The organism is Oceanotoga teriensis (genome assembly GCF_003148465.1).
GTDB classification, from domain to species: Bacteria; Thermotogota; Thermotogae; order Petrotogales; family Petrotogaceae; genus Oceanotoga; species Oceanotoga teriensis.
Genome location: NZ_QGGI01000014.1, coordinates 1 through 19,270, shown reverse-complemented (window position 1 = coordinate 19,270; position 19,270 = coordinate 1). Strand labels below are relative to the sequence as shown.

Sequence of the window (19,270 nt, the reverse complement as noted above, 5' to 3'; positions counted from 1 at the left end):
GTGATCGACTTGTCAAATCCATTAGTATTAGTAGTAGGAAAACCAAATGTTGGAAAATCAACATTATTTAATAGAATAATAAAAGAAAAAAAATCAATAGTATTAGATTATCCAGGAGTTACAAGAGATCATGTATATGCTGAGGCGCGCTGGGATGAGCGTGCCTTCATGCTCGTAGATACATGTGGAATATTTGAAGATCCAGAAGAAATAATTGCAAAACAACAAAAAGAAGTTGTATTAAATTCTATAAGAGAAGCAGCACTCGTAATATTTGTGGTTGATGGTAAAAATGGATTGACTTCAGAAGATCATCATATAGCAGAATTCATAAGAAAAGCAGGAGTTGATGTGGTACTTGCAGCTAATAAGGCTGAAGGTTTTGAAAAATATGAATCTTTTATAAAACCCGATCTTTATCAATTGGGATTTGGAGAACCAATACCAGTTTCTGCCGAGCATAATAGAAATATAGATGAACTTTTGGATGAAGTTGTAGAAAAACTTGAAAATAAAGGAATCAGTATAAGATATGTAAAAGAAATTGAAGAAGATGAGAATACTATAAAAGTTGCTTTTATAGGGAAACCTAATGCTGGTAAATCTTCTTTATTCAATGCAATAACCGGCATGAAAAAGGCTATAGTATCAGATATTCCTGGAACAACAAGAGATACAGTAGATCAAATAGTGACTATAGATGAAAACACCTTTAAATTTATAGATACTGCTGGAATGAGAAAAAAGTCTACAGTTAAATATGGAACGATAGAAATGTATTCAATAATAAGAACTATAAAAACAATAGAAAAATCAGATGTAGTTGTTCTACTCATAGATGCAACTGAAGGTGTTACACAACAAGATAAAAAAGTAGCTGGATTGGCAGAAAACAATGGTAAAGGAACTATAATAGTATTTAATAAATGGGATTTAATAGAACAAGAAAAAAGAGAAGAGTTCATAAATAAAGCAAAAAAAGAACTTTATTTTATAAATTATAGTCCTGTAATATTTACAGAGGCTAAAAATTCAAAGGGGATAAAAGAAGTAATAAAAAAGATAGTACAAGTAAATGAATCAAGAAATAGAGAAATAAGTACAAGTATTTTAAATCAAGCTTTAGAAAGACATATGATGATGACACCTCCTCCTATAAAGAAAGGAAAGAGAGTAAAATTATATTATGGAGTTCAAGTAGGTGTTAGACCTCCTGTATTTACTTTTTATGCAAATATGCCTAAAGAACTTTCTAAATCATATCAGCAAAGTATAAGAAATATGATAAGAAAGTATATAGACCCATTTGAAGGTTCTCCTTTATTTTTAAAGTTTGAAGAGAGAAAAAGGTAATTTGGGGGTGAATTAATGATATTATCTGCATCATTACTTATAATAATTTCATATTTTATAGGAACAATACCTTTTAGTTTTATAGTACCAAAACTAAAAGGTATTGATGTTCGTAAAAAAGGTAGTGGAAATGTTGGAGGAACGAATGTCTTAAGAAATCTTGGATTTGGATATGGATTAACAGCCATGGTTTTGGACTGTTTAAAAGGTTTAATGCCAGGTTTTGTTGGAGTTATGATTTATACAAATGAATCTTGGATACCATATTTAATGATCTTAGCAGCAGTTTTAGGACATGATTACTCTGTTTTTTTAAAATTTAAAGGTGGAAAAGGTGTAGCAACAACAGTTGGAGGATATATATCAACACATCCTCTATCTGGATTTATATTTTTTTTGATTTGGTTTCCAATAGCATTCAAAACTAAATATGTTTCTCTTGCATCTATAACATCTATGTTCGTTGTTGCTATACTTGTATTCATATTCGATTATAAAGCTGCAATAATATATCTTATTCTTGCTGGGATAAGTGCTTACAAACATAGAAGTAATATAAAAAGACTTATAAATGGAGAAGAAAACAAGACAGATATATTAAATATTATGTCAAAGGGTGTTAAAAAATGAAAAAAACTTTATGTATTATATTGATGATTATTGTGGGGCTTTTAGCTTTTTCAAATGAATTAAATAGTTCAGAAAAAAAATCCAGACAACTATTTTCAGAAAGTCTGGAATTACTTTTTAAAGAGAAAAAATTCGATGCAAGATTAAAATTAAATGAAGCTATGAATGGAGAAGTTTATTTAAATGATATTCCTAAATTTTGGTATTATGCGGCTAAACTTGATTTACAGCTTGGTTTAATAGAAAAAGCAAAAGAAGATATAAATAATATACTATTATTTACAAATCAAGATGAAGAAGTTGAAACACTTTTAAATTTTATAAGAACGATGGAAAATTTTTCATTAACAAATTATTCTACTCCATCATATTATGAAATAGTAAAAATATCTGGAAACAAGGATGCTTTTGAAAGATTTTATACAATAGATGATTTAGAAGTAATAAATTCTACGGCATATTTATTGGATTCGAAAAACAATTTAATATTCAAATCGAATAACTTTGAAGAAAAATGGATAAAACTTCCAGAAGATAAAAAATTTAATACTATAGCTTCTGATAAAAATTTGAATAGAATATATCTTGGCTCTGAAAAAGGTATATATTATTTTGAACCAAGTACAAAGTTTTCATATAAAGAAATATCAGAAGATTCTACACCTTTATTAACTCCTAATACTTCAGAAGAAAACTTCAAAATTTTAAAAGAAAATATTCAAGCATATATTTTAGGTGTAGATCGTGCAGGAAGAATAATAAGTTATAATCCATACTTAAACCAAATAAACTATACTGGCTATGATGGAAGTGACTTAAATATATTAAACTTCAAAAATGATGAAATATTTATAGATGGTAAGATATACAATAATAAAATATTCTTGCTTGAAAGAAAAAACAGACAAATATATATATATGATGAATTAAAAAATGCTATCATACAAAAGATAAAACTTCCAGATAAAGATTATCTTTCCATAGAAATATTACCATGGGGAAAAATACTTGTTTCTACCCTCGAAGATAGTATAGAAATAGAAAAAGATGGTGAGTTTTATAAACTTAATGATGAAGAGTTTATAGGAAAACTCAAAATAAAAAATGGAATATTTATAAAAAATAATCTTCAAAATTATGAAGTATCACTCAACAGATTATATAATCAAAATGATTTAAATATGTATAATTTAAATGTTTATGGATTAAATTTTAATAAAGAAGATTTAACTGTCACAGCAAAATTTAATTCGAATACACTTTCAGGTGAAATAATAGAATATCCTACAAAAGACATATCTGTTGAAGACTCTGGAGGAAGAGTTGCTTTTGACTATTATAGAATATATTCTAAAACCAATACATATGAATTTGAGAATATGGACGATTTTTTTCAAACTGGTATATCTCAAATAAAAACAGATTCAAAAATAATATTAAAAAATGAAATCAATCAAAATTTTGAAATAAAGAGTTTAATTCCAATATTAATAACGGGTAGTTCTATATATTATGTGAATTCAGAACAAGAAATACCTCAAAGTTTTATAGATATGATATATTATTCTGGAGGAATTATAATGCCTGAAAAATATCATGATTATTTGAAGGATTACTTAAATAATTCATACAAGCCTATGGATTATTTAAAATATAGTGTATATCCTCCATTAATAGAAGGAATAAAACAAACAAAGGTATCTTTAAATTTATCTGATAAAATTTTAAGCGATACATTATATTATTATACTGAAGGTGTAGGAAGTGAATGAAAATAAAGCTCGTGAGTATAATAATATGGGTAATCTTTTCATGCAAAAAAAAGATTATAATCAAGCTTTAGATTTTTATTTAAAAGCAATTTCTTTGTACGATGAAGAATCAGTATTCTACCATAATGCAGGAGTATGTTTACTCATATTAGAAGAAAAACAAAGAGCTATTACACTATTAAAACGTGCTTTTGAAAAAGGTACAAAAATAGATGAAACAGAACTTTATCTTGTAAGTGCATTATATGAAATAGAAAATTATTCAGATGTTTTATCATTTAAAGAAAAAAGAAATAATAAATACTATATAGATATAAACATGTTAAAATTGAAATCTGCCATAAAGCTTTCTAAAATTCAACAAGCAAAAAAAATAATAAATACTTTAAAAATGGCTGGTTTTAATTCTCAAGAATTAGAATTAATAGAAAATATGTTATGGAGATGAGGAGGAAATTAAAGTGAAAAAAACTAAGTTAATTTTCTTAGCTATATTATTGCTTCCAATTATAGCTTTTACATACAACTTAAGAGTTGGTGATGTTCTTGGAGTATGGGTATTTGGATATCCGGACTACTCTTCAAATAGTATTTATGTAGGTCCTGATGGAAATATAACAATTCCTCCAATTGGAAGAATCAATGTAGAAGGTAAAAACATTGAACAAGTTGAAAAAATAATAAATGAAAAAATAAAAGATTATATAAAATCTGCAAAAGTTACAGTTGGAATAGTAAACTATGCACCATTTAAAGTAAACATACTTGGTAATGTAGTAAAGAATGGTATGTTAGATATAAAAACAGATAAAATAAAACTTTCTGACTTAATAGCAATGGTAGGTGGTTTGAGAGAACCTTCAAAATCATCAAAAGCCATAATAAAATATTCCGATGGAAATGAAAAAACAGTTAATATAGATTGGATATTAAAAGGTGAAAATGGAGAAAATCCTTATATATACGAAGATACATTTGTTATCATTCCATATGAATTTACAAATAAAGTCAATTTATTTTCGGATTTTGGTACATATTCTTTAGATTATTATGAAGGATTGACATTAAAAACTCTCATATCAGAATCAAAAATTTCTTCTGATAGAATAGATGATGAAATAACTATAATTAGAGATGACGAAATAAGTAAATACTCATTCGAACAAGTAATAACAAAAGAAGATATACAATTAAAATCAGAAGATACCATCATAATAAAAAAAGCAGAAAATTATGTCTATGTAATATCAGAAACAAATTCGAGTAAAGTTCCATTTGAAAAAAATGAAGATATGACATTAAAAATATTGTTGATGAAACTTGGTATAAATCCTTCATATGTTGATGAAGTAACTATAGAAGATAAAGAAATAAAGTTGAACGAAAAACTTCAAAATAAAAGTTTTATAAACATAAAAATGAAGAAAAATTATGTTTATTTAACTGGTGCATTTAATTATAGTGGAAGAATGGGTTTTGAATTTGGAGAAGATATGACACTTATAAAATTGATATCACTTGCAAAAGGATTTAGTACAGAATTTTCTGGAAATATAACATTGATAAATCCTGATGGGAGTACAAAAAATTTATATATAAATCCAGCCAATCTTCAAGAATCAAATGAAATAAATATTTTACCTGGATCTACTTTAATAGCTCAAATGGAAGAAAAAATTATATATGTTATGGGAGATATTTCAAAAATAGAGACATATAAAAATGGAGACACATTGTATGATTTTGTTTTAAGAAATAATTTAAACAATTCATATACATTGAGATATAGAATAGAAAATGAAGAAAAAGAAATTGATTTGGAAAATATAGAATCATTAAAAGAAGTACCTTTAAAAGGAAAAGTATTCATAGAATTAACAAAAGAAAAAAATGATCAAGTGATAGTATATAAAGAAGGAAATATGGAAATTATAAACAAAAATATAGTAAGATTACAAGACGTTGTAGCTGCAGTAGGTGGATTTGCTCCTGTAGATGATGGAAATATAAAGGTTATGAAAAATGGAGAACAAATAGCAAATTATACCCAAGAAGATATAATAAATAATCCATTAATACAAATACCAAAGGGAAGTTATGTTGTAGTTCAACCAGAAGCAAAGTACTCTTATATAACAGTTATGGGTAATATAGCCCCAAGAAGTATAAGGACAGATGTACCTTTGAGTTTAGTAGAAATATTAGCTGGAACAAGTATAAAATGGGAATTCCAAAATAATATAATACTATATCCTATCAATGGAAATAAAACTATGATAGATATTTCAAATATAGAAGAATTGAGAAATAAATTTGTAGAACCAGGATCTATAGTATATGTACCAGATGTTGAAAACATATTCGTATATGTTTTTGGAGAAGTATCAAGACCTGGTATCGTTCAGTATATAAAAGGAATGACAACAGTTGAAGCTATATTAAAATCAGGTAATATAACTAAATCTGCTGAACTTGGAAGTGTGTATCTTTTCAAGGAAGGTCCTGAAAATGCTCCAGTAAAATTAGATATATCTGGAGTTATAAATGCAGCACCTTTAAAAACAGGAATGAATCCAGAATTGAAACCTGGAGATATAATATATGTACCTAAAAATGCAATTACAAATGTATTAGAAGTTGTATCTACAGTAACTACTTTTATGAACTTTGTAGATAAAGGTTTGGACATATATGGAAAGGTAAAATAAAAATTAATTATATAAAATATTGCATCGCCAAAAGACGGTGCAATATTTTTTTGATAAAAAATGATAATCATGTGATATAATAATATTATAATGAAACATGATTAAAAAATTATTATAAACAAACACCTTAAAAAAAGATAATTAATCATATTTAAATAAATGTATTTTAAATATTTAAGATATTATGATATAATTATAAATAGATTTTTCATATATTAATATAATAAAATTACAGGGTATAATTTTAAATAAAAGAAAGAGGGGTGAACCGAATGGCCAGGAGACCAAATCCTGAACTAAGAGAAAAAAGAAAATTGGAATTAATAGAGTCTATAATAAACATCATCAATCAAAATAGTATAAGTGGAACTACAACGAGAAAAATAGCTACAGAGGCGAACTTAACTATAGCATCTTTACATTATTATTTTGGCTCAAAAGATGGAGCTATGGTAGAAACGGCGAGATATATACTCGATACTTGGATAAAAGATATATTTGAAACACCAGGAGAAATAGAAGACAAAATTTTAACCTTATTTTCACCACCAGATAAGATGGCAGCTTTTTCACAAATAATAACTTATCCTTATAGATCTAAAGTAACTTTATCAGATATACAGGGTATAGATGAAGAATTTAATTTGATAATAAAAGATATACTCAGAGCAAGGGGTTTTGATGTAGACTCTTCATTTACTATTGCAGATGTCATAAAAACATTTTTAATAGGTCTTGGATTTAAAGGATATGTATATCCAGAAGTTATAAAAGAAGAAGTAAAAATAGTAATAAATTTCCTTGAATTAAATAAAGAAAGAGAATAATAAAAAACCCGGCTGAAAAGCCGGGGTATTTTTTATTTAGCTAATTCATCTGTTTCAGCAAGCAATGTTTCTAAAGATCTTATAGTTCTGCTATAAGCTTCATCAGAATCTATTTTGTCATTTAAGAAATCAGAATAAATATTAGAAAGTTCTCCTCTTATATCATTCCAAGCTGCTGGTTTTGGATCTGAATAAGCAGTTTCAAGAGAATTTAAAGCTATTGTTGGTTTTTCATCTGTAGCTGTATAAACTTTCCACTGTTCTGTTTGTGTAACATCTTTTCTAACAGGAACATAGCCTGAATTTATAGCCCAATAAGCCATATTAACAGGATCCATTAAATATTTTAAGAATCTAAAAGCAGCTTCTTTTTCTTCATCTGAAGCCCATTTAAATACAGTTAAATCTGTACCAGCTATAGGAGAATGAGGAACTCCATCAACTGAAGGTAATGCTGACCATGTCCAACCATGTTTTCCTTGAGAAGATCTATCGGCATAACTCTTACCAGCTATAGTTCCCATATAAGCAGCTATTTGACCTGAACCGAAAGGACCATCAAGATATCCACCTTGGAATAAAGCATTATCATTTTCTTTTAATTCTTTGACGATACTCAAAGCTTCTTTAAATTTAGTTTTATCTAAAGAAACAGCATATTTTCCATTTCCTTTATCTACTAATATTCTCTGATCATAAGCATATAATAGTAATTGGAAATCATCAACGAAAGTTCTTGAACCTAATCCATATTGATCTACATTTCCATCTTCATCAATATCTTCTGTTAAGTATTGTGAAACTTCAATTAAATCATCAAAAGATTTTGGTGGTTCAACTCCATATAAATCAAATAAATCTGTGTTGTAATAATAAGTATAAACAGATTTATTATAAGGCATAGAATAAATATTTTCATCCCAAGTAGACATTTCTTTGAAAACATCATATATTTCATTATCCCATGCATCTTTCATTTCTTTGTCATTTTCGATGTATTCATTTAATGGTTGAATAACATCTGAGAATAAGTACTTTGCGATCCAGTTACCATAAGCTTGAGCCATAGTAGGTAATTCACTTCTTGTACCTTGATTATAAGCAGTTATGGTAGATAATAATTTCTGGTTTAAAGCTGAGTAGTTTCCAACATAAATAGGTTTAACTTCAATATCAGGATTTTCTTTATTAAAGTTTTCGATTAGATAAGATAAAGTTTCTCCTAATCCACCACCCATAGCATGCCAAAATTCAAAAACTACTTTTTCAGAAAAAGCAAAACTAAAGATTAAAACAGTTAAAAGTACTGCTAAAAGCTTTTTCACCAAGAGCACCTCCCAATCAAAATATGTGTTTAGTTAAGGTTTAATGAGATCAAAAATGATTTTTTTTATGTATTTTAAATCATCATAATTATTTTTTATTTCAATATCATGAGGACCAAAATCTAAGTTTTTTTGACTTTGGACAATTGAAAGAGCTTTATCTAAAGTCAAAGCTCTTTTCTGGGTGAGTCTTTTAATTCTTACTTTTTCATCTGCATCAACAAAAATTATTTTATCACACAGGGTATGAAGTTTTATTTTAAATAACAATGCTGCATCTATAATAATTATATCATAGTTTTTTAAATCTTTTTTTATAAAAGTTTCAATTTTATTAAACATTGCGGGATGTACAATAGAATTAAGTATATTTAATTTATTTTTGTCTTTAAATACAATCTTTCCCAACTCTTTCCTATTAATTTCATCATTTTCGAATATAGAAGATCCAAAGGTATCTTTAAGTTTATCCTGAACAAAAGACAGGGTTAGTACATCATGACCTACCCTGTCAACATCTATTACATAAGTTTTATCAAAATTATTTTTTATAATGTTTGAAACAGTAGATTTTCCAGAACCAGCAGGTCCAGTTAAACCTAAAATCATAAAATCACCTGTTTCTTTCCTTCCAATTTACTCATAACTTCTTTTTCCATATTTTCATAACCTTTTCTTCCCATTAGAGCATAAGTAACTTTTTTACCAAGTTCTACTCCAGGTTGATCATATGTGTTTATATTGAGTAATTTTCCCATAACAGCAGTTTGAAATTCATAAGCAAAGAAAAATTGACCTATATTATAAGGATTTATGGCTGGAAAAATAACTTTCATATTAGGTCTTTTATGTTCAACTAAAGCGTATTCTGTTCCAGTAAGTTCAGTATTTAGAAGATTTGAAAGTCTTTTACCACCCAAGTAATTCAATTCTGGAATATCACAATGTATATTTGGAATAGTTATTTCTCTATCAAATCTTTCAAGTTTTAAAAAAGTAAATACTTTATCGAAAGGACCTTCATTGTATAATTGAACTTGTGAATGTTGGTCAGTTGCTCCAAGTGCTTTAACTGGAGTTTGTCCAACATGTACTTCTTTGCCATCTAAATCTACTTTTTTACCAAGTGATTCAGCCCATAATTGTCTATACCAATCAGCTAATAGAAGTAGTCTGTTTGAGTAAGACATCATAACAGAAATATTATACCCGTCATTGTATAAGATATAATGAATTAAAGCGTTCAATGCTGCTGGATTTTCCCAAACATCAGTATTTATAACTTTATCATACATATCTTTTGCACCATTGAAAAGATCTATTATATCTATTCCACCCGCAACAGCTGATAAAAGACCAACAGGTGTTAATACACTAAATCTTCCACCAACTTCTGGAGGAATTTCAAGACATCTTATGTTTTCTTCTTCTGCTATCTTTCTCAAAATTCCATTTTCTGGATCTGTTGTGAACAATAAATTTTTTGAAGGTTTAACACCATATGTTTCAAGTATGCCCCTTGCTATCAAATAATTTGACATTGCTTCTGCTGTTGTACCAGATTTTGATATGACATTAAATAAAGTTTTTTTAGGATCTATTTGATCTAAAACGGATGCTATAAAGTCTGGATCTACATTATCTAAAATAAAAACTTTAGGAGTTTTTCTATCACATGAATTCATGGAATTATAATTCAAAGGATTCAATGCTGTTTGTAAAGCTTGATTTCCAAGTGCTGATCCACCTATTCCAAGAACAACTACACTTTCAAAGGATTGAACAAGATTTTTAATATCGAGTACATTATCTATCCATTTTCTATTAAAAGGAACACTCATGAAACCAGGTTTTTCTTCTATAATTTCTTCAATGATACTTTTAATTTTATCTTTGTGATCATTAATTTGATCTTCTGTTACACCAGTTTCTACATTAGGTTGAAAGAGATTTGTAAAATCAAATTTTATACCTTTCATAAAAGACCCTCCCTAAAATTGGATTAAACTTTCAACTAAAACATTTTGAAGTTTTTCCCTCGGATTTAAAAAAGCAAGTTCTGCAAAAAATAAAGTAGCTACTACTTCTCCACCACATCTCTTGACTAATTCTATTATGGCTTCAGTAGTTCCTCCAGTTGCTAAAATATCATCTACAATAATAACTTTTTGACCTTTAGATATAGCATCTTTGTGCATTTCAAGAGTTGCTGAACCATATTCGAGCTCATAAGAAATGCTAACCTTTTCTGAAGGCAATTTTCCAGGTTTTCTAACTGGAACAAATTCTTTACCCATTTTATATGCAAGAGGTGCTCCAAATATGAAACCTCTTGATTCAGGTCCTATTATTACATCAAAATCTATATCTTTTACTGTACTTTCGAATTTATCAATAATATATTTGAAAGCCTCTGGACTTTTTAAAGCTGGAGTTATATCTTTAAAAATAATACCTTTCTTAGGGAAATCTGGAATATCTCTCACATAATCATTTATGTTCATTGAAAAATCCTCCTTTAAACTTGTAATATGAACAAAAATATTCACAAAAACAAGGTTTATTTTATCATATTAGTGTTAATAATAAATTATAATCTAAATATTTAAATTATATAGACCCAAAAAAGGAAAAACCAAACCAGTATAATTATACCTTCAAAAAGAATCTTTTTCAATTGATTTATAATATATTTGAAAAAAGTCTTCCAAAAGATTCTAAAAATATTATGAATATATTTTTATTTTCAAAATAATTATAATTTATTGCTCTACTATTTAGGAGGTTATTTTCAAATTCCTCATCAAGAATTCTTGTCATTTTATCATCATATATCATTGCATTTATTTCATAATTCAGTTCATAACTTCTAATATCCATATTTGCAGTTCCTATAGAACATATTTCACCATCTATACTTATAGTTTTAGAGTGTATGAAATACTTATCATTTAAAAAATATATCTTTGCCCCTGTTTCACTTATTTCTTGCAAATAAGTCATAGATGCAAATCTTACGAGATAATGATCTATATTGGATGGAAAAAGAATTTTAACATCTATACCGCTTAAAACAGCAACTTTTAAAGCTGAAAGAACTTCATCATTTGGAATAAAATAAGGTGTTACTATATTTATATTTTTCTTTGCCAAATTTATCATTTGAAGAATTCCTTGCATTATAGAAGGATTTTCTGAATCAGGACCACTTTTTATTAATTGCATTTTAATATTATCTTTTGTTTGTTCATGTATTTTAAAATATTTTTCATAATTACCTTTGATAAAATTTTTTTCTTTATATAATTTTTTTATTCTATTAAAATCATCAAGAAAAGATGCTTGAAGACCATATACAAAATCACCAGCAACTCTTATATGAGTATCTTTCCATATACCAAGTTTTTTACTTTTTATATATTCATCACCAATATTAAAACCACCAACATATCCAATTTCACCATCTATAACTATAATTTTTCTATGATTACGATAATTTATTAAAGTATTAAAAGGTTTTAATATTGGAGCAAGAAAATAACTATAAAATACAAAGTCAATATTATTTTTTTTCATTTCTTTTATAGCTTTTCTTTTTAAATCTACAGAACCCACTTTATCAGCTATTATTCTTACTTCTACACCCTCATTGGCTTTTTTTATAAGTGCTTTTATTATTTTAGAACCTATATCATCATTTTTGAATATATAATATTCTAAATGAATATGATCTTTTGCTTTTTCTATATCCTCAATAATTCTTTTAAAAAGGGGATTTCCTTCTGAGAATAACTCAATTTCATTGTTTCCATATAACGGAGAAAAACTATTATTTGCAAATAGTTCTGTTAAAGGTTCATACTTTTTTATTTCTATTTTAGTATTATAAATATTAAAAAGCTCTTTTGTTATTTCATCTGTAGTTGTATTTAATTTATTTTTTTTCTTTTTCCAATTCCTACCAATTAAAAGGTAAAATAAAATTCCGATGGGAGGAAATAAAACGAAAATTATAATCCAAGTTAGAGTTTTTTCTGGTCTTTTTCTTTCCATTATTATCAAAAATGTTGTAAAAACTGCATATATAACATAAATTATAGAAGGGATGTCTGTAAAAAGTGGAAAATACATATTTTCACCTCTTGAGTTTATCGAATATATTATATTATACCTTATTAATCAAAATAAAAAGTCTCCATCATTGAACTGATTTAAATCAGTTTACAATGGAGACTTTTTAATATATTTTAAATAATTATCTTAATTTAAATTTATCTATCAATTGTGCAAAACTTTCAGATAATGAGGCCAATTCTTCTGAACTTGCACTCGTTTGTTGAGCTCCTTCGGCTTGATTTGTTATAGAAATAGATGCTGCTGAAAGATCTTCTGAAATTTGATTAACTATTCTTGCTACTGAGTCCATTGCCGAGCTCATTTCTTCTGCCGATGCACTTTGCTGTTCTGAACTTGCTGACATATTTTCAATAGATGATCTCATTAATTGTACTTTTTCTAATATAGAATTAAATTCATCTGATATTTTTTTGATTTCATCATCGATTTCTTTTATAGTTACAACTGTATCTTCTGTTGAAGTATTAACATTTTTTGTGCTCGATTGAATTTCTTTTAGTATAGCTTCGATCTCTTCTGTAGCTTTTCTGGATTCTTCTGCCAACTTTCTTATTTCATCGGCAACTACTGCAAAACCTTTTCCAGCTTCACCGGCACGTGCAGCCTCAATAGCAGCATTTAAAGCAAGTAAATTGGTTTGTTCTGTTATAGAACTTATTGCATCGACAATTTCACCTATTTTATTTGATTTTTCTTCAAGTAATTTAACATCTTCTTCAGTTTTTTTAGATTTTGTGACAGCATTTTTTACAGTGCTTGAAATTCCGTTTATCGAATTAACTCCCCTTAGAGCAGAGCTATTAGTATCATTTGATTGTTCATTTAATTCTGCAGCAGCTTTTGAAATAGCCTGTGCAGATGCCGCAACTTCTTCAACGCCTGAATTTACTTCTTCAACGTTTGCTGCAGCATTTTCAGCTGAATGGGTTATTGAATTAACCTGAGCAGATAATTCTTCGGCTGTTGCACTCGTTTCTTCTGCAACTGATGCGAGATCTGCAGATGAATCATTTATATTTTTAGAAGAATCTTGCATATTATCTATTATTGTTCTCAAGCTTTCTATCATTTTTTCAAAAGATTTTGCAAGTACTCCAATTTCATCTTTTCTATTAACTAATTTCTTATCAACATCTGTGGTTAAATCATTTTCAGCTACTCTATCTGCAACAATAGAAACTTCTTTTATAGGTTTAACTATTTTAGAAGTAATCAAAAGTATTATTAAAATGACAACTGCGAGAGATACTATTGAAATTATTATAAGCGAAGTTATAAGTATATTCAATCCACTCAATACTTCTGATTTAGGAACAGAAATTATATATTTCCAACCATTTAAAAGTGTGGAATATCCAAAGAATTTTTCTTCATCTTCGGTATAACCAGATTTGGAATTTTTAAGTGTTTCAGCCAATTTTGAAGTATTACCTTCTAATTCTTTATGTACTATCAATTTATTATCATTATTTACTAGATATGCATAGCCTGTATCATATACTTTTTCACTTAAAACAAGATTTTTTATATCATCAAATAAAAAATCCATTCCTGCAACGGCTATAAATCTACCATTGATTATAATAGGTTTTGCATAAGTTATTAGCATAGTTCCATCCCAGTCATATGGGTCTGTGAAATAATTTGTTTTTGTTTTCTTTGGGACAAAGTACCATACCATATCATCTCTTGATTCTACAAAATTTTCTTTTGGTGTTGTTGGTTGTAATACATAATCATTTTTATCTGCTTTATAATATACATTATAAGCTTTATCTGTATAATCTGGATCAAAGTGAATATATGAAGAATCATTTCCTTGAGTACTTATAGCAATATTTTTCATAAAAGGTTTTATTGATTCTGTAAATTCAGCCATATAATCATCATCATCAAGTCTTTTTGTATCTATTTCTGCTTTAATATAATCTTCTATAGCATCAACTTTTAAAGTGACCTCTGAAAGTATGGAGTTGAAGTCTAAAGTAGCTGTTTCAGCCATGTGTTCAAGCCTTGAAGTTGCTTCAGCAGTTATAGCTTTTGAACCTTCATATAAGGTGAAAATCACGAGTGTTAAAGTCATCAATACTATAGTTATTATTGTAGGTATTAAGATTTGTTGACTAATTTTTTTCATATTAACCCCTCCATTTTTAGGTTTATAAAAATATATAATCTTTATATTAACTATATAATAATATTATATTATTAATAATATAACTTATGTAAAAATTATACCACAAAAAAATACAACTTTTAAAGTAAAAAAATTAAACATTTTAATTTTTAAAACTTTATTAAGAATAAAAATATAAAATTAATATATTTCTTTATATTATCGGTTGATATAATAAAGAAATTAGGAATTTAATATAAAAATAATCAAAGTTCAAAAAAAATTAATGTAACGATTTTTTGGTTGAAGAATTAAAAAAACCTATACTTGTGTATGTATCAATATTTAGTGTTGAAAAGGTAAAATTTGAAAAAAAACATTATATATAGTATAATTAATTCAAGAAAAATAAATCATACTACTTATAGTTAATTGGAAGTATTATTTTATAAAACTTATTTTATTAAATAATGCTTTTATTTTTTTGATGTTTTTTTAGGAGGGTTAATATGGATATAATAAATAATTATTTGAATCAAAGTGATTGGAAAGTAAAAGAAAATTCTAATATGCAATATTCTTTACAAGGATTAAATAATCATATTCATCAGGAAATAATAAAGAATTACTGGTTAGAAGAAGTTTATGATAATTATAATTCTAAAATTAAAGATTATCATAAAAGAGGAAATATGCATATACATGATCTTGGATCTTTATCGAGTTATTGTGTAGGCTGGGATCTTGAAGAGCTTTTAAGAAAAGGTTTCAATGGAGTTGAAAATAAAGTTGCTTCTGGCCCTGCAAATCATTTGAGAACTGCTTTAATGCAAATAGTCAATTTTTTATATACAATGCAAGGGGAAGCTGCTGGAGCTGTGGCCTTTTCAAATTTTGATACGCTTTTGGCACCTTTCATATATTATGATTCATTAAAATATGAAGAAGTTTATCAAAGTATGCAGGAATTCATATTCAATATGAATGTGCCTACAAGAGTTGGATTTCAATCACCATTTAGCAATATAACTCTTGATATATTTGTACCAAATACTTATAAAAATAAAAAAGTAATAATAGGTGGTAAAGAGAAAGATAAAACATATGAAGAGTTTCAAACTGAAATGAATATGCTCAATAAAGCATTTATAGAAGTTATGATGAAAGGCGATTATGATGGAAGACCTTTTTCATTTCCTATACCAACATATAATATAACAAAAGACTTTTCATGGGATGATGAAGTTTCAAATATGATAATGGATATGACTATGAAATATGGTACCCCGTATTTTTCAAATTATGTAAATTCAGATATGAGCCCCGAAGATGCGAGAAGTATGTGTTGTAGGTTGAAACTTTCAAATAAGGATGTTAAAGAACATATGGAGCAACTTTCTTTTGGTTTCGTGAATGATACAAAAAATGAAGAACAAGCAGATGAAGTTAAAAGAAGGGGTGGATTATTTGCATCTAACCCTCTTACAGGATCTATAGGTGTAGTAACTCTAAATATTCCAAGGTTGATGTTTTTATCAAATGGAGAAGAGAAAAAATTCTTTGAACTTTTAGATGATACTATGAATATTGCTAAAGAATCACTTGAAATAAAAAGAATTAATGTTGAGCAATGGACAAAAAGTGGACTTTACCCATATACTAAAGTTTATCTCGATGGAGTTTATAAACTCACTGGTCAGTACTGGGCAAATCATTTTTCTACGATAGGTTTTGTTGGAATGCATGAAGGTTTATTAAATTTTGGTATTGAAGATGGGATATTGAACCCAGAAGGTAAGATTTTTGCACAAAAAATTATGGACTACATGTTAAAAAAACTTGAGGAATATAATAAAGAGACGGGGAATCTGTATAATCTTGAAGCTTCACCAGCAGAAGGCACGAGCTATAGACTTGCAAGCCTTGATTTTAAAGAATTTGGTGCAGATATAATACAATCTGGTGATGAAAATACTAATTATTATACAAATTCAGTACATCCTCCTGTAAAATTTTTTGAAGATCCTTTTGATTTATTAGAACATCAGGAAGGTCTTCAAGATAAATGGACTGGTGGAACAGTTTTACATATATTTGTTGGAGAAAAAATAACAGATAGAGATGTTTTAAAAGAATTTATAAAAAAATCATTTGAAAATCATACATTACCTTATATGAGTATAACACCAACATTTTCTATATGTAAAAATCATGGATATATTTCTGGAGAACATTTTGAATGCCCTATATGTGGAGAGAAGTCTGAAGTTTATTCAAGAGTAGTTGGTTATTATAGACCTGTTCAAGCTTGGAATAAAGGTAAACAAAAAGAATACGTTGAAAGAAAGCAGTATACCATATAGTGTTTCAAATATTGGAGGAATTCATATGTATTGTGGATATAGATCTTTTAGTTTTGTAGATTATCCTAAAAAAATATGTTCAGTTCTTTATACTTCAGGATGTAACTTTAGATGTCCATGGTGTCATAATTGGAAAATAGCTTTTGAAAAAGAAAAAAATTATATAGATGAAGAGCAACTTCATAAATATTTAAATAAATCTAAAAAGAGAGTAGATGCCCTCTGTATAAGTGGAGGAGAACCTACTATATATGAACAGTTATATGAAAGTATAAGGGATATAAAAAGTAAATTTAATTTTTATATAAAATTAGACACAAATGGTAGTAATCCAAAACTTTTGAGTAAAATTATTAAATCAAAAAATATAGATTATGTTGCTATGGATATAAAATCGAGACCAAATAAATATAGCGATCTCACAGATGTAAAAAATTATTGGGAACAGGTATATCAAAGTGTTTGGATGTTGAGAAATTCTGATATTGATTATGAATTTAGAATGACTTATGTTCCAGGATTATCCGATGAAAAAGATATAGAATTTTTTGAAAATTTTCTTTTAAATTCTGAAAAAGGTTATATAACAAATGCAAAATCTACAGAAATTTATAATATTGAAAAAAATGAAACTATAAACACAGATAAGCTAATAATGAGATAAAACTGGTATTAAATACCGTTTTATCTCGTTTTTTTAAAATGTATACTTTATGATAGAATATATTCGTAAAATTAAATAAATTTTTTTAGGTGACGGAAGTCTTAATAGAGAATTTGGTGAAAAACCAAAACGGTCCGGCCGCTGTGAGCAGATACGAAAGTTCCATAAACCACTGATATTATTCGGGAAGGGGAACGATTAGGTTTGATGCTGTAAGTCAGAAGAACTACCTAAAAATTTATTCTGTGCTTTCTCCGGGATTGGAAAGTAAGAAAAATAATTGTATATTTAAAAAAATACAATAATTCTTTCTTGCCATTTTTCGGAATGGAGAGAAAGAATTTTTTTTTGGGGAGGATATAGGATGAATAAACGGATTATCAAGGAGTATACATTATCGATTATTGGAGTTTTTTTAACAGCTGTTGGATTAGTATCTTTTTTAATGCCATACAATATAGCTGCAGGAGGTGCAAATGGAATAGCAATAGTTATAAATGGATTTACAAATATTCCAGTAGGAATTTTGATGTATGGTGTTAATATAGTTTTATTTTCAATAGCTTTTATTTTTATTGGAAAAGAGTTTGGGTTTAGAAGCATTTTTTGTACATTTTTATTAAACTTTTTTGTGGATTTTTTAGATAGAATCGTTCCATTTCCAAAATATAATGGTGATGATATGTTTTTAGCAGTTTTTTTTGGAGTTATAATATCGGCCATTGGAATGGGAATAGCATTTTCTGTTAATTCTTCGACTGGTGGAACAGATATACTTGCAAGAATAATGAATAAATATACAGGATTGCCACTTGGAATATCACTTTTATTATTAGATTTAATAACAGGTATTGCTGCTGGTACTGTATATGATTTGAGAGTTGGAATGTATTCAATAGTTTCTGTAGTATTTAACGGACTTACTGTAGATTTTGTTATGAAGAGCATGAATACAAGTAATATATTGACAATAATTTCTGAAAATACAGATGAAATAATAAATTATATATTAAATAATCTTGATAGAGGAGCATCTATAATAAAGGCTCAAGGTGCTTATACCAATCAAGAAAAAAATTTTATATATGTTGCAGTTAATAAAAAACAAAGGGGTGATATAGTTAGAAAAATTCAAAAAATAGATCCAAAAGCATTTATAATAATACAAGAAACTCTTGATGTAATAGGTTATGGATTTAAAAATTTTCATAACTTTATATAAATAGTGACTTGAAAAATAGAGCAATAAAAAAGGGATATGAAATAAAAAACAAGTAAACGAAAAGCAACAAAAATAAAAACAAGTAAAAAAAGGAATAAAAAGCGATAAAAAAGAGAAAAAAGAGAAGGGAAGAAAGAAAAAAAGATAGCAAAA

General features: G+C 27.2%; 15 protein-coding genes and 1 riboswitch. Of the genes, 9 read left to right on the top strand and 6 right to left on the bottom strand.

What is annotated here, in order from left to right; all coding sequences use genetic code 11:
• The first annotated feature begins 9 nt into the window (after positions 1–9).
• The 6 genes from der to C7380_RS09630 all read left to right on the top strand — a co-directional run bounded on the left by der (position 10) and on the right by C7380_RS09630 (position 7,290).
• Positions 10–1,353, top strand: coding sequence for a ribosome biogenesis GTPase Der (gene der, locus C7380_RS09655; protein WP_109605349.1), 1,344 nt, complete (start codon positions 10–12; stop codon positions 1,351–1,353).
• A 15-nt stretch (positions 1,354–1,368) separates the two neighbouring features.
• Entirely contained in the window at positions 1,369–1,983 is a 615-nt protein-coding gene (plsY, locus tag C7380_RS09650) for a glycerol-3-phosphate 1-O-acyltransferase PlsY (RefSeq protein WP_109605347.1), read from the top strand.
• Positions 1,980–3,755 (top strand): ligand-binding sensor domain-containing protein, encoded by a 1,776-nt coding sequence (locus C7380_RS09645; protein ID WP_109605345.1) that lies wholly within the window; start codon positions 1,980–1,982, stop codon positions 3,753–3,755. Before plsY ends, C7380_RS09645 begins: the two co-directional genes overlap by 4 nt.
• Positions 3,748–4,203, top strand: coding sequence for a tetratricopeptide repeat protein (locus C7380_RS09640; protein WP_109605343.1), 456 nt, complete (start codon positions 3,748–3,750; stop codon positions 4,201–4,203). Before C7380_RS09645 ends, C7380_RS09640 begins: the two co-directional genes overlap by 8 nt.
• A gap of 13 nt (positions 4,204–4,216) precedes the next feature.
• Entirely contained in the window at positions 4,217–6,463 is a 2,247-nt protein-coding gene (locus C7380_RS09635; RefSeq protein WP_109605342.1) for a polysaccharide biosynthesis/export family protein, read from the top strand.
• Positions 6,464–6,735: 272 nt separating this feature from the next.
• Complete coding sequence (locus C7380_RS09630) at positions 6,736–7,290, top strand: TetR/AcrR family transcriptional regulator (protein ID WP_109605340.1); 555 nt, start codon at positions 6,736–6,738, stop codon at positions 7,288–7,290.
• Positions 7,291–7,322: 32 nt separating this feature from the next.
• Here C7380_RS09630 and C7380_RS09625 read toward each other — a convergent pair whose 3' ends face one another.
• The 6 genes from C7380_RS09625 to C7380_RS09600 form a co-directional block, all read right to left on the bottom strand.
• On the bottom strand, positions 7,323–8,615 hold the full coding sequence (locus C7380_RS09625; RefSeq protein ID WP_109605338.1) for an extracellular solute-binding protein: 1,293 nt from the start codon (positions 8,613–8,615) through the stop codon (positions 7,323–7,325).
• Positions 8,616–8,648: 33 nt separating this feature from the next.
• A complete protein-coding gene (coaE, locus tag C7380_RS09620; RefSeq protein WP_109605336.1) occupies positions 8,649–9,224 on the bottom strand; it encodes a dephospho-CoA kinase in 576 nt (191 codons plus the stop codon).
• Positions 9,221–10,594: a glucose-6-phosphate isomerase gene (locus C7380_RS09615; RefSeq protein WP_109605334.1), complete on the bottom strand. Its 1,374-nt coding sequence runs from the start codon at positions 10,592–10,594 to the stop codon at positions 9,221–9,223. Before C7380_RS09615 ends, coaE begins: the two co-directional genes overlap by 4 nt.
• Before the next feature lie 12 nt (positions 10,595–10,606).
• On the bottom strand, positions 10,607–11,119 hold the full coding sequence (locus C7380_RS09610) for an adenine phosphoribosyltransferase (RefSeq protein ID WP_109605332.1): 513 nt from the start codon (positions 11,117–11,119) through the stop codon (positions 10,607–10,609).
• Between the two features lie 178 nt (positions 11,120–11,297).
• Positions 11,298–12,746 (bottom strand): cardiolipin synthase, encoded by a 1,449-nt coding sequence (gene cls, locus C7380_RS09605; protein WP_109605330.1) that lies wholly within the window; start codon positions 12,744–12,746, stop codon positions 11,298–11,300.
• A 124-nt stretch (positions 12,747–12,870) separates the two neighbouring features.
• Entirely contained in the window at positions 12,871–14,889 is a 2,019-nt protein-coding gene (locus C7380_RS09600) for a methyl-accepting chemotaxis protein (RefSeq protein ID WP_109605329.1), read from the bottom strand.
• 488 nt (positions 14,890–15,377) lie between these two features.
• On the opposite strand from C7380_RS09600, the gene C7380_RS09595 reads away from it, so the two are divergent.
• The 3 genes from C7380_RS09595 (at position 15,378) to C7380_RS09585 (ending at position 19,117) form a co-directional block, all read left to right on the top strand.
• Positions 15,378–17,231 carry a ribonucleoside triphosphate reductase gene (locus tag C7380_RS09595; protein ID WP_109605327.1) on the top strand — a complete coding sequence of 618 codons (1,854 nt, stop codon included), beginning with the start codon at positions 15,378–15,380 and terminating at the stop codon, positions 17,229–17,231.
• 25 nt (positions 17,232–17,256) lie between these two features.
• Positions 17,257–17,895: an anaerobic ribonucleoside-triphosphate reductase activating protein gene (locus C7380_RS09590; protein ID WP_109605325.1), complete on the top strand. Its 639-nt coding sequence runs from the start codon at positions 17,257–17,259 to the stop codon at positions 17,893–17,895.
• Positions 17,896–17,965: 70 nt separating this feature from the next.
• Positions 17,966–18,143: riboswitch (cobalamin riboswitch) on the top strand.
• A gap of 116 nt (positions 18,144–18,259) precedes the next feature.
• Positions 18,260–19,117, top strand: coding sequence for a YitT family protein (locus tag C7380_RS09585; RefSeq protein WP_109605323.1), 858 nt, complete (start codon positions 18,260–18,262; stop codon positions 19,115–19,117).
• Positions 19,118–19,270: the final 153 nt, after the last annotated feature.

Coding starts and splice junctions, on each gene's coding strand:
- C7380_RS09590 (WP_109605325.1), top strand. CDS start 17,257: ATGTATTGTGGATATAGATCTTTTAGTTTTGTAGATTATCCTAAAAAA.
- cls (WP_109605330.1), bottom strand. CDS start 12,746: ATGTATTTTCCACTTTTTACAGACATCCCTTCTATAATTTATGTTATA.
- C7380_RS09645 (WP_109605345.1), top strand. CDS start 1,980: ATGAAAAAAACTTTATGTATTATATTGATGATTATTGTGGGGCTTTTA.
- coaE (WP_109605336.1), bottom strand. CDS start 9,224: ATGATTTTAGGTTTAACTGGACCTGCTGGTTCTGGAAAATCTACTGTT.
- C7380_RS09585 (WP_109605323.1), top strand. CDS start 18,260: ATGAATAAACGGATTATCAAGGAGTATACATTATCGATTATTGGAGTT.
- C7380_RS09630 (WP_109605340.1), top strand. CDS start 6,736: ATGGCCAGGAGACCAAATCCTGAACTAAGAGAAAAAAGAAAATTGGAA.
- C7380_RS09610 (WP_109605332.1), bottom strand. CDS start 11,119: ATGAACATAAATGATTATGTGAGAGATATTCCAGATTTCCCTAAGAAA.
- C7380_RS09595 (WP_109605327.1), top strand. CDS start 15,378: ATGGATATAATAAATAATTATTTGAATCAAAGTGATTGGAAAGTAAAA.
- plsY (WP_109605347.1), top strand. CDS start 1,369: ATGATATTATCTGCATCATTACTTATAATAATTTCATATTTTATAGGA.
- C7380_RS09615 (WP_109605334.1), bottom strand. CDS start 10,594: ATGAAAGGTATAAAATTTGATTTTACAAATCTCTTTCAACCTAATGTA.
- C7380_RS09600 (WP_109605329.1), bottom strand. CDS start 14,889: ATGAAAAAAATTAGTCAACAAATCTTAATACCTACAATAATAACTATA.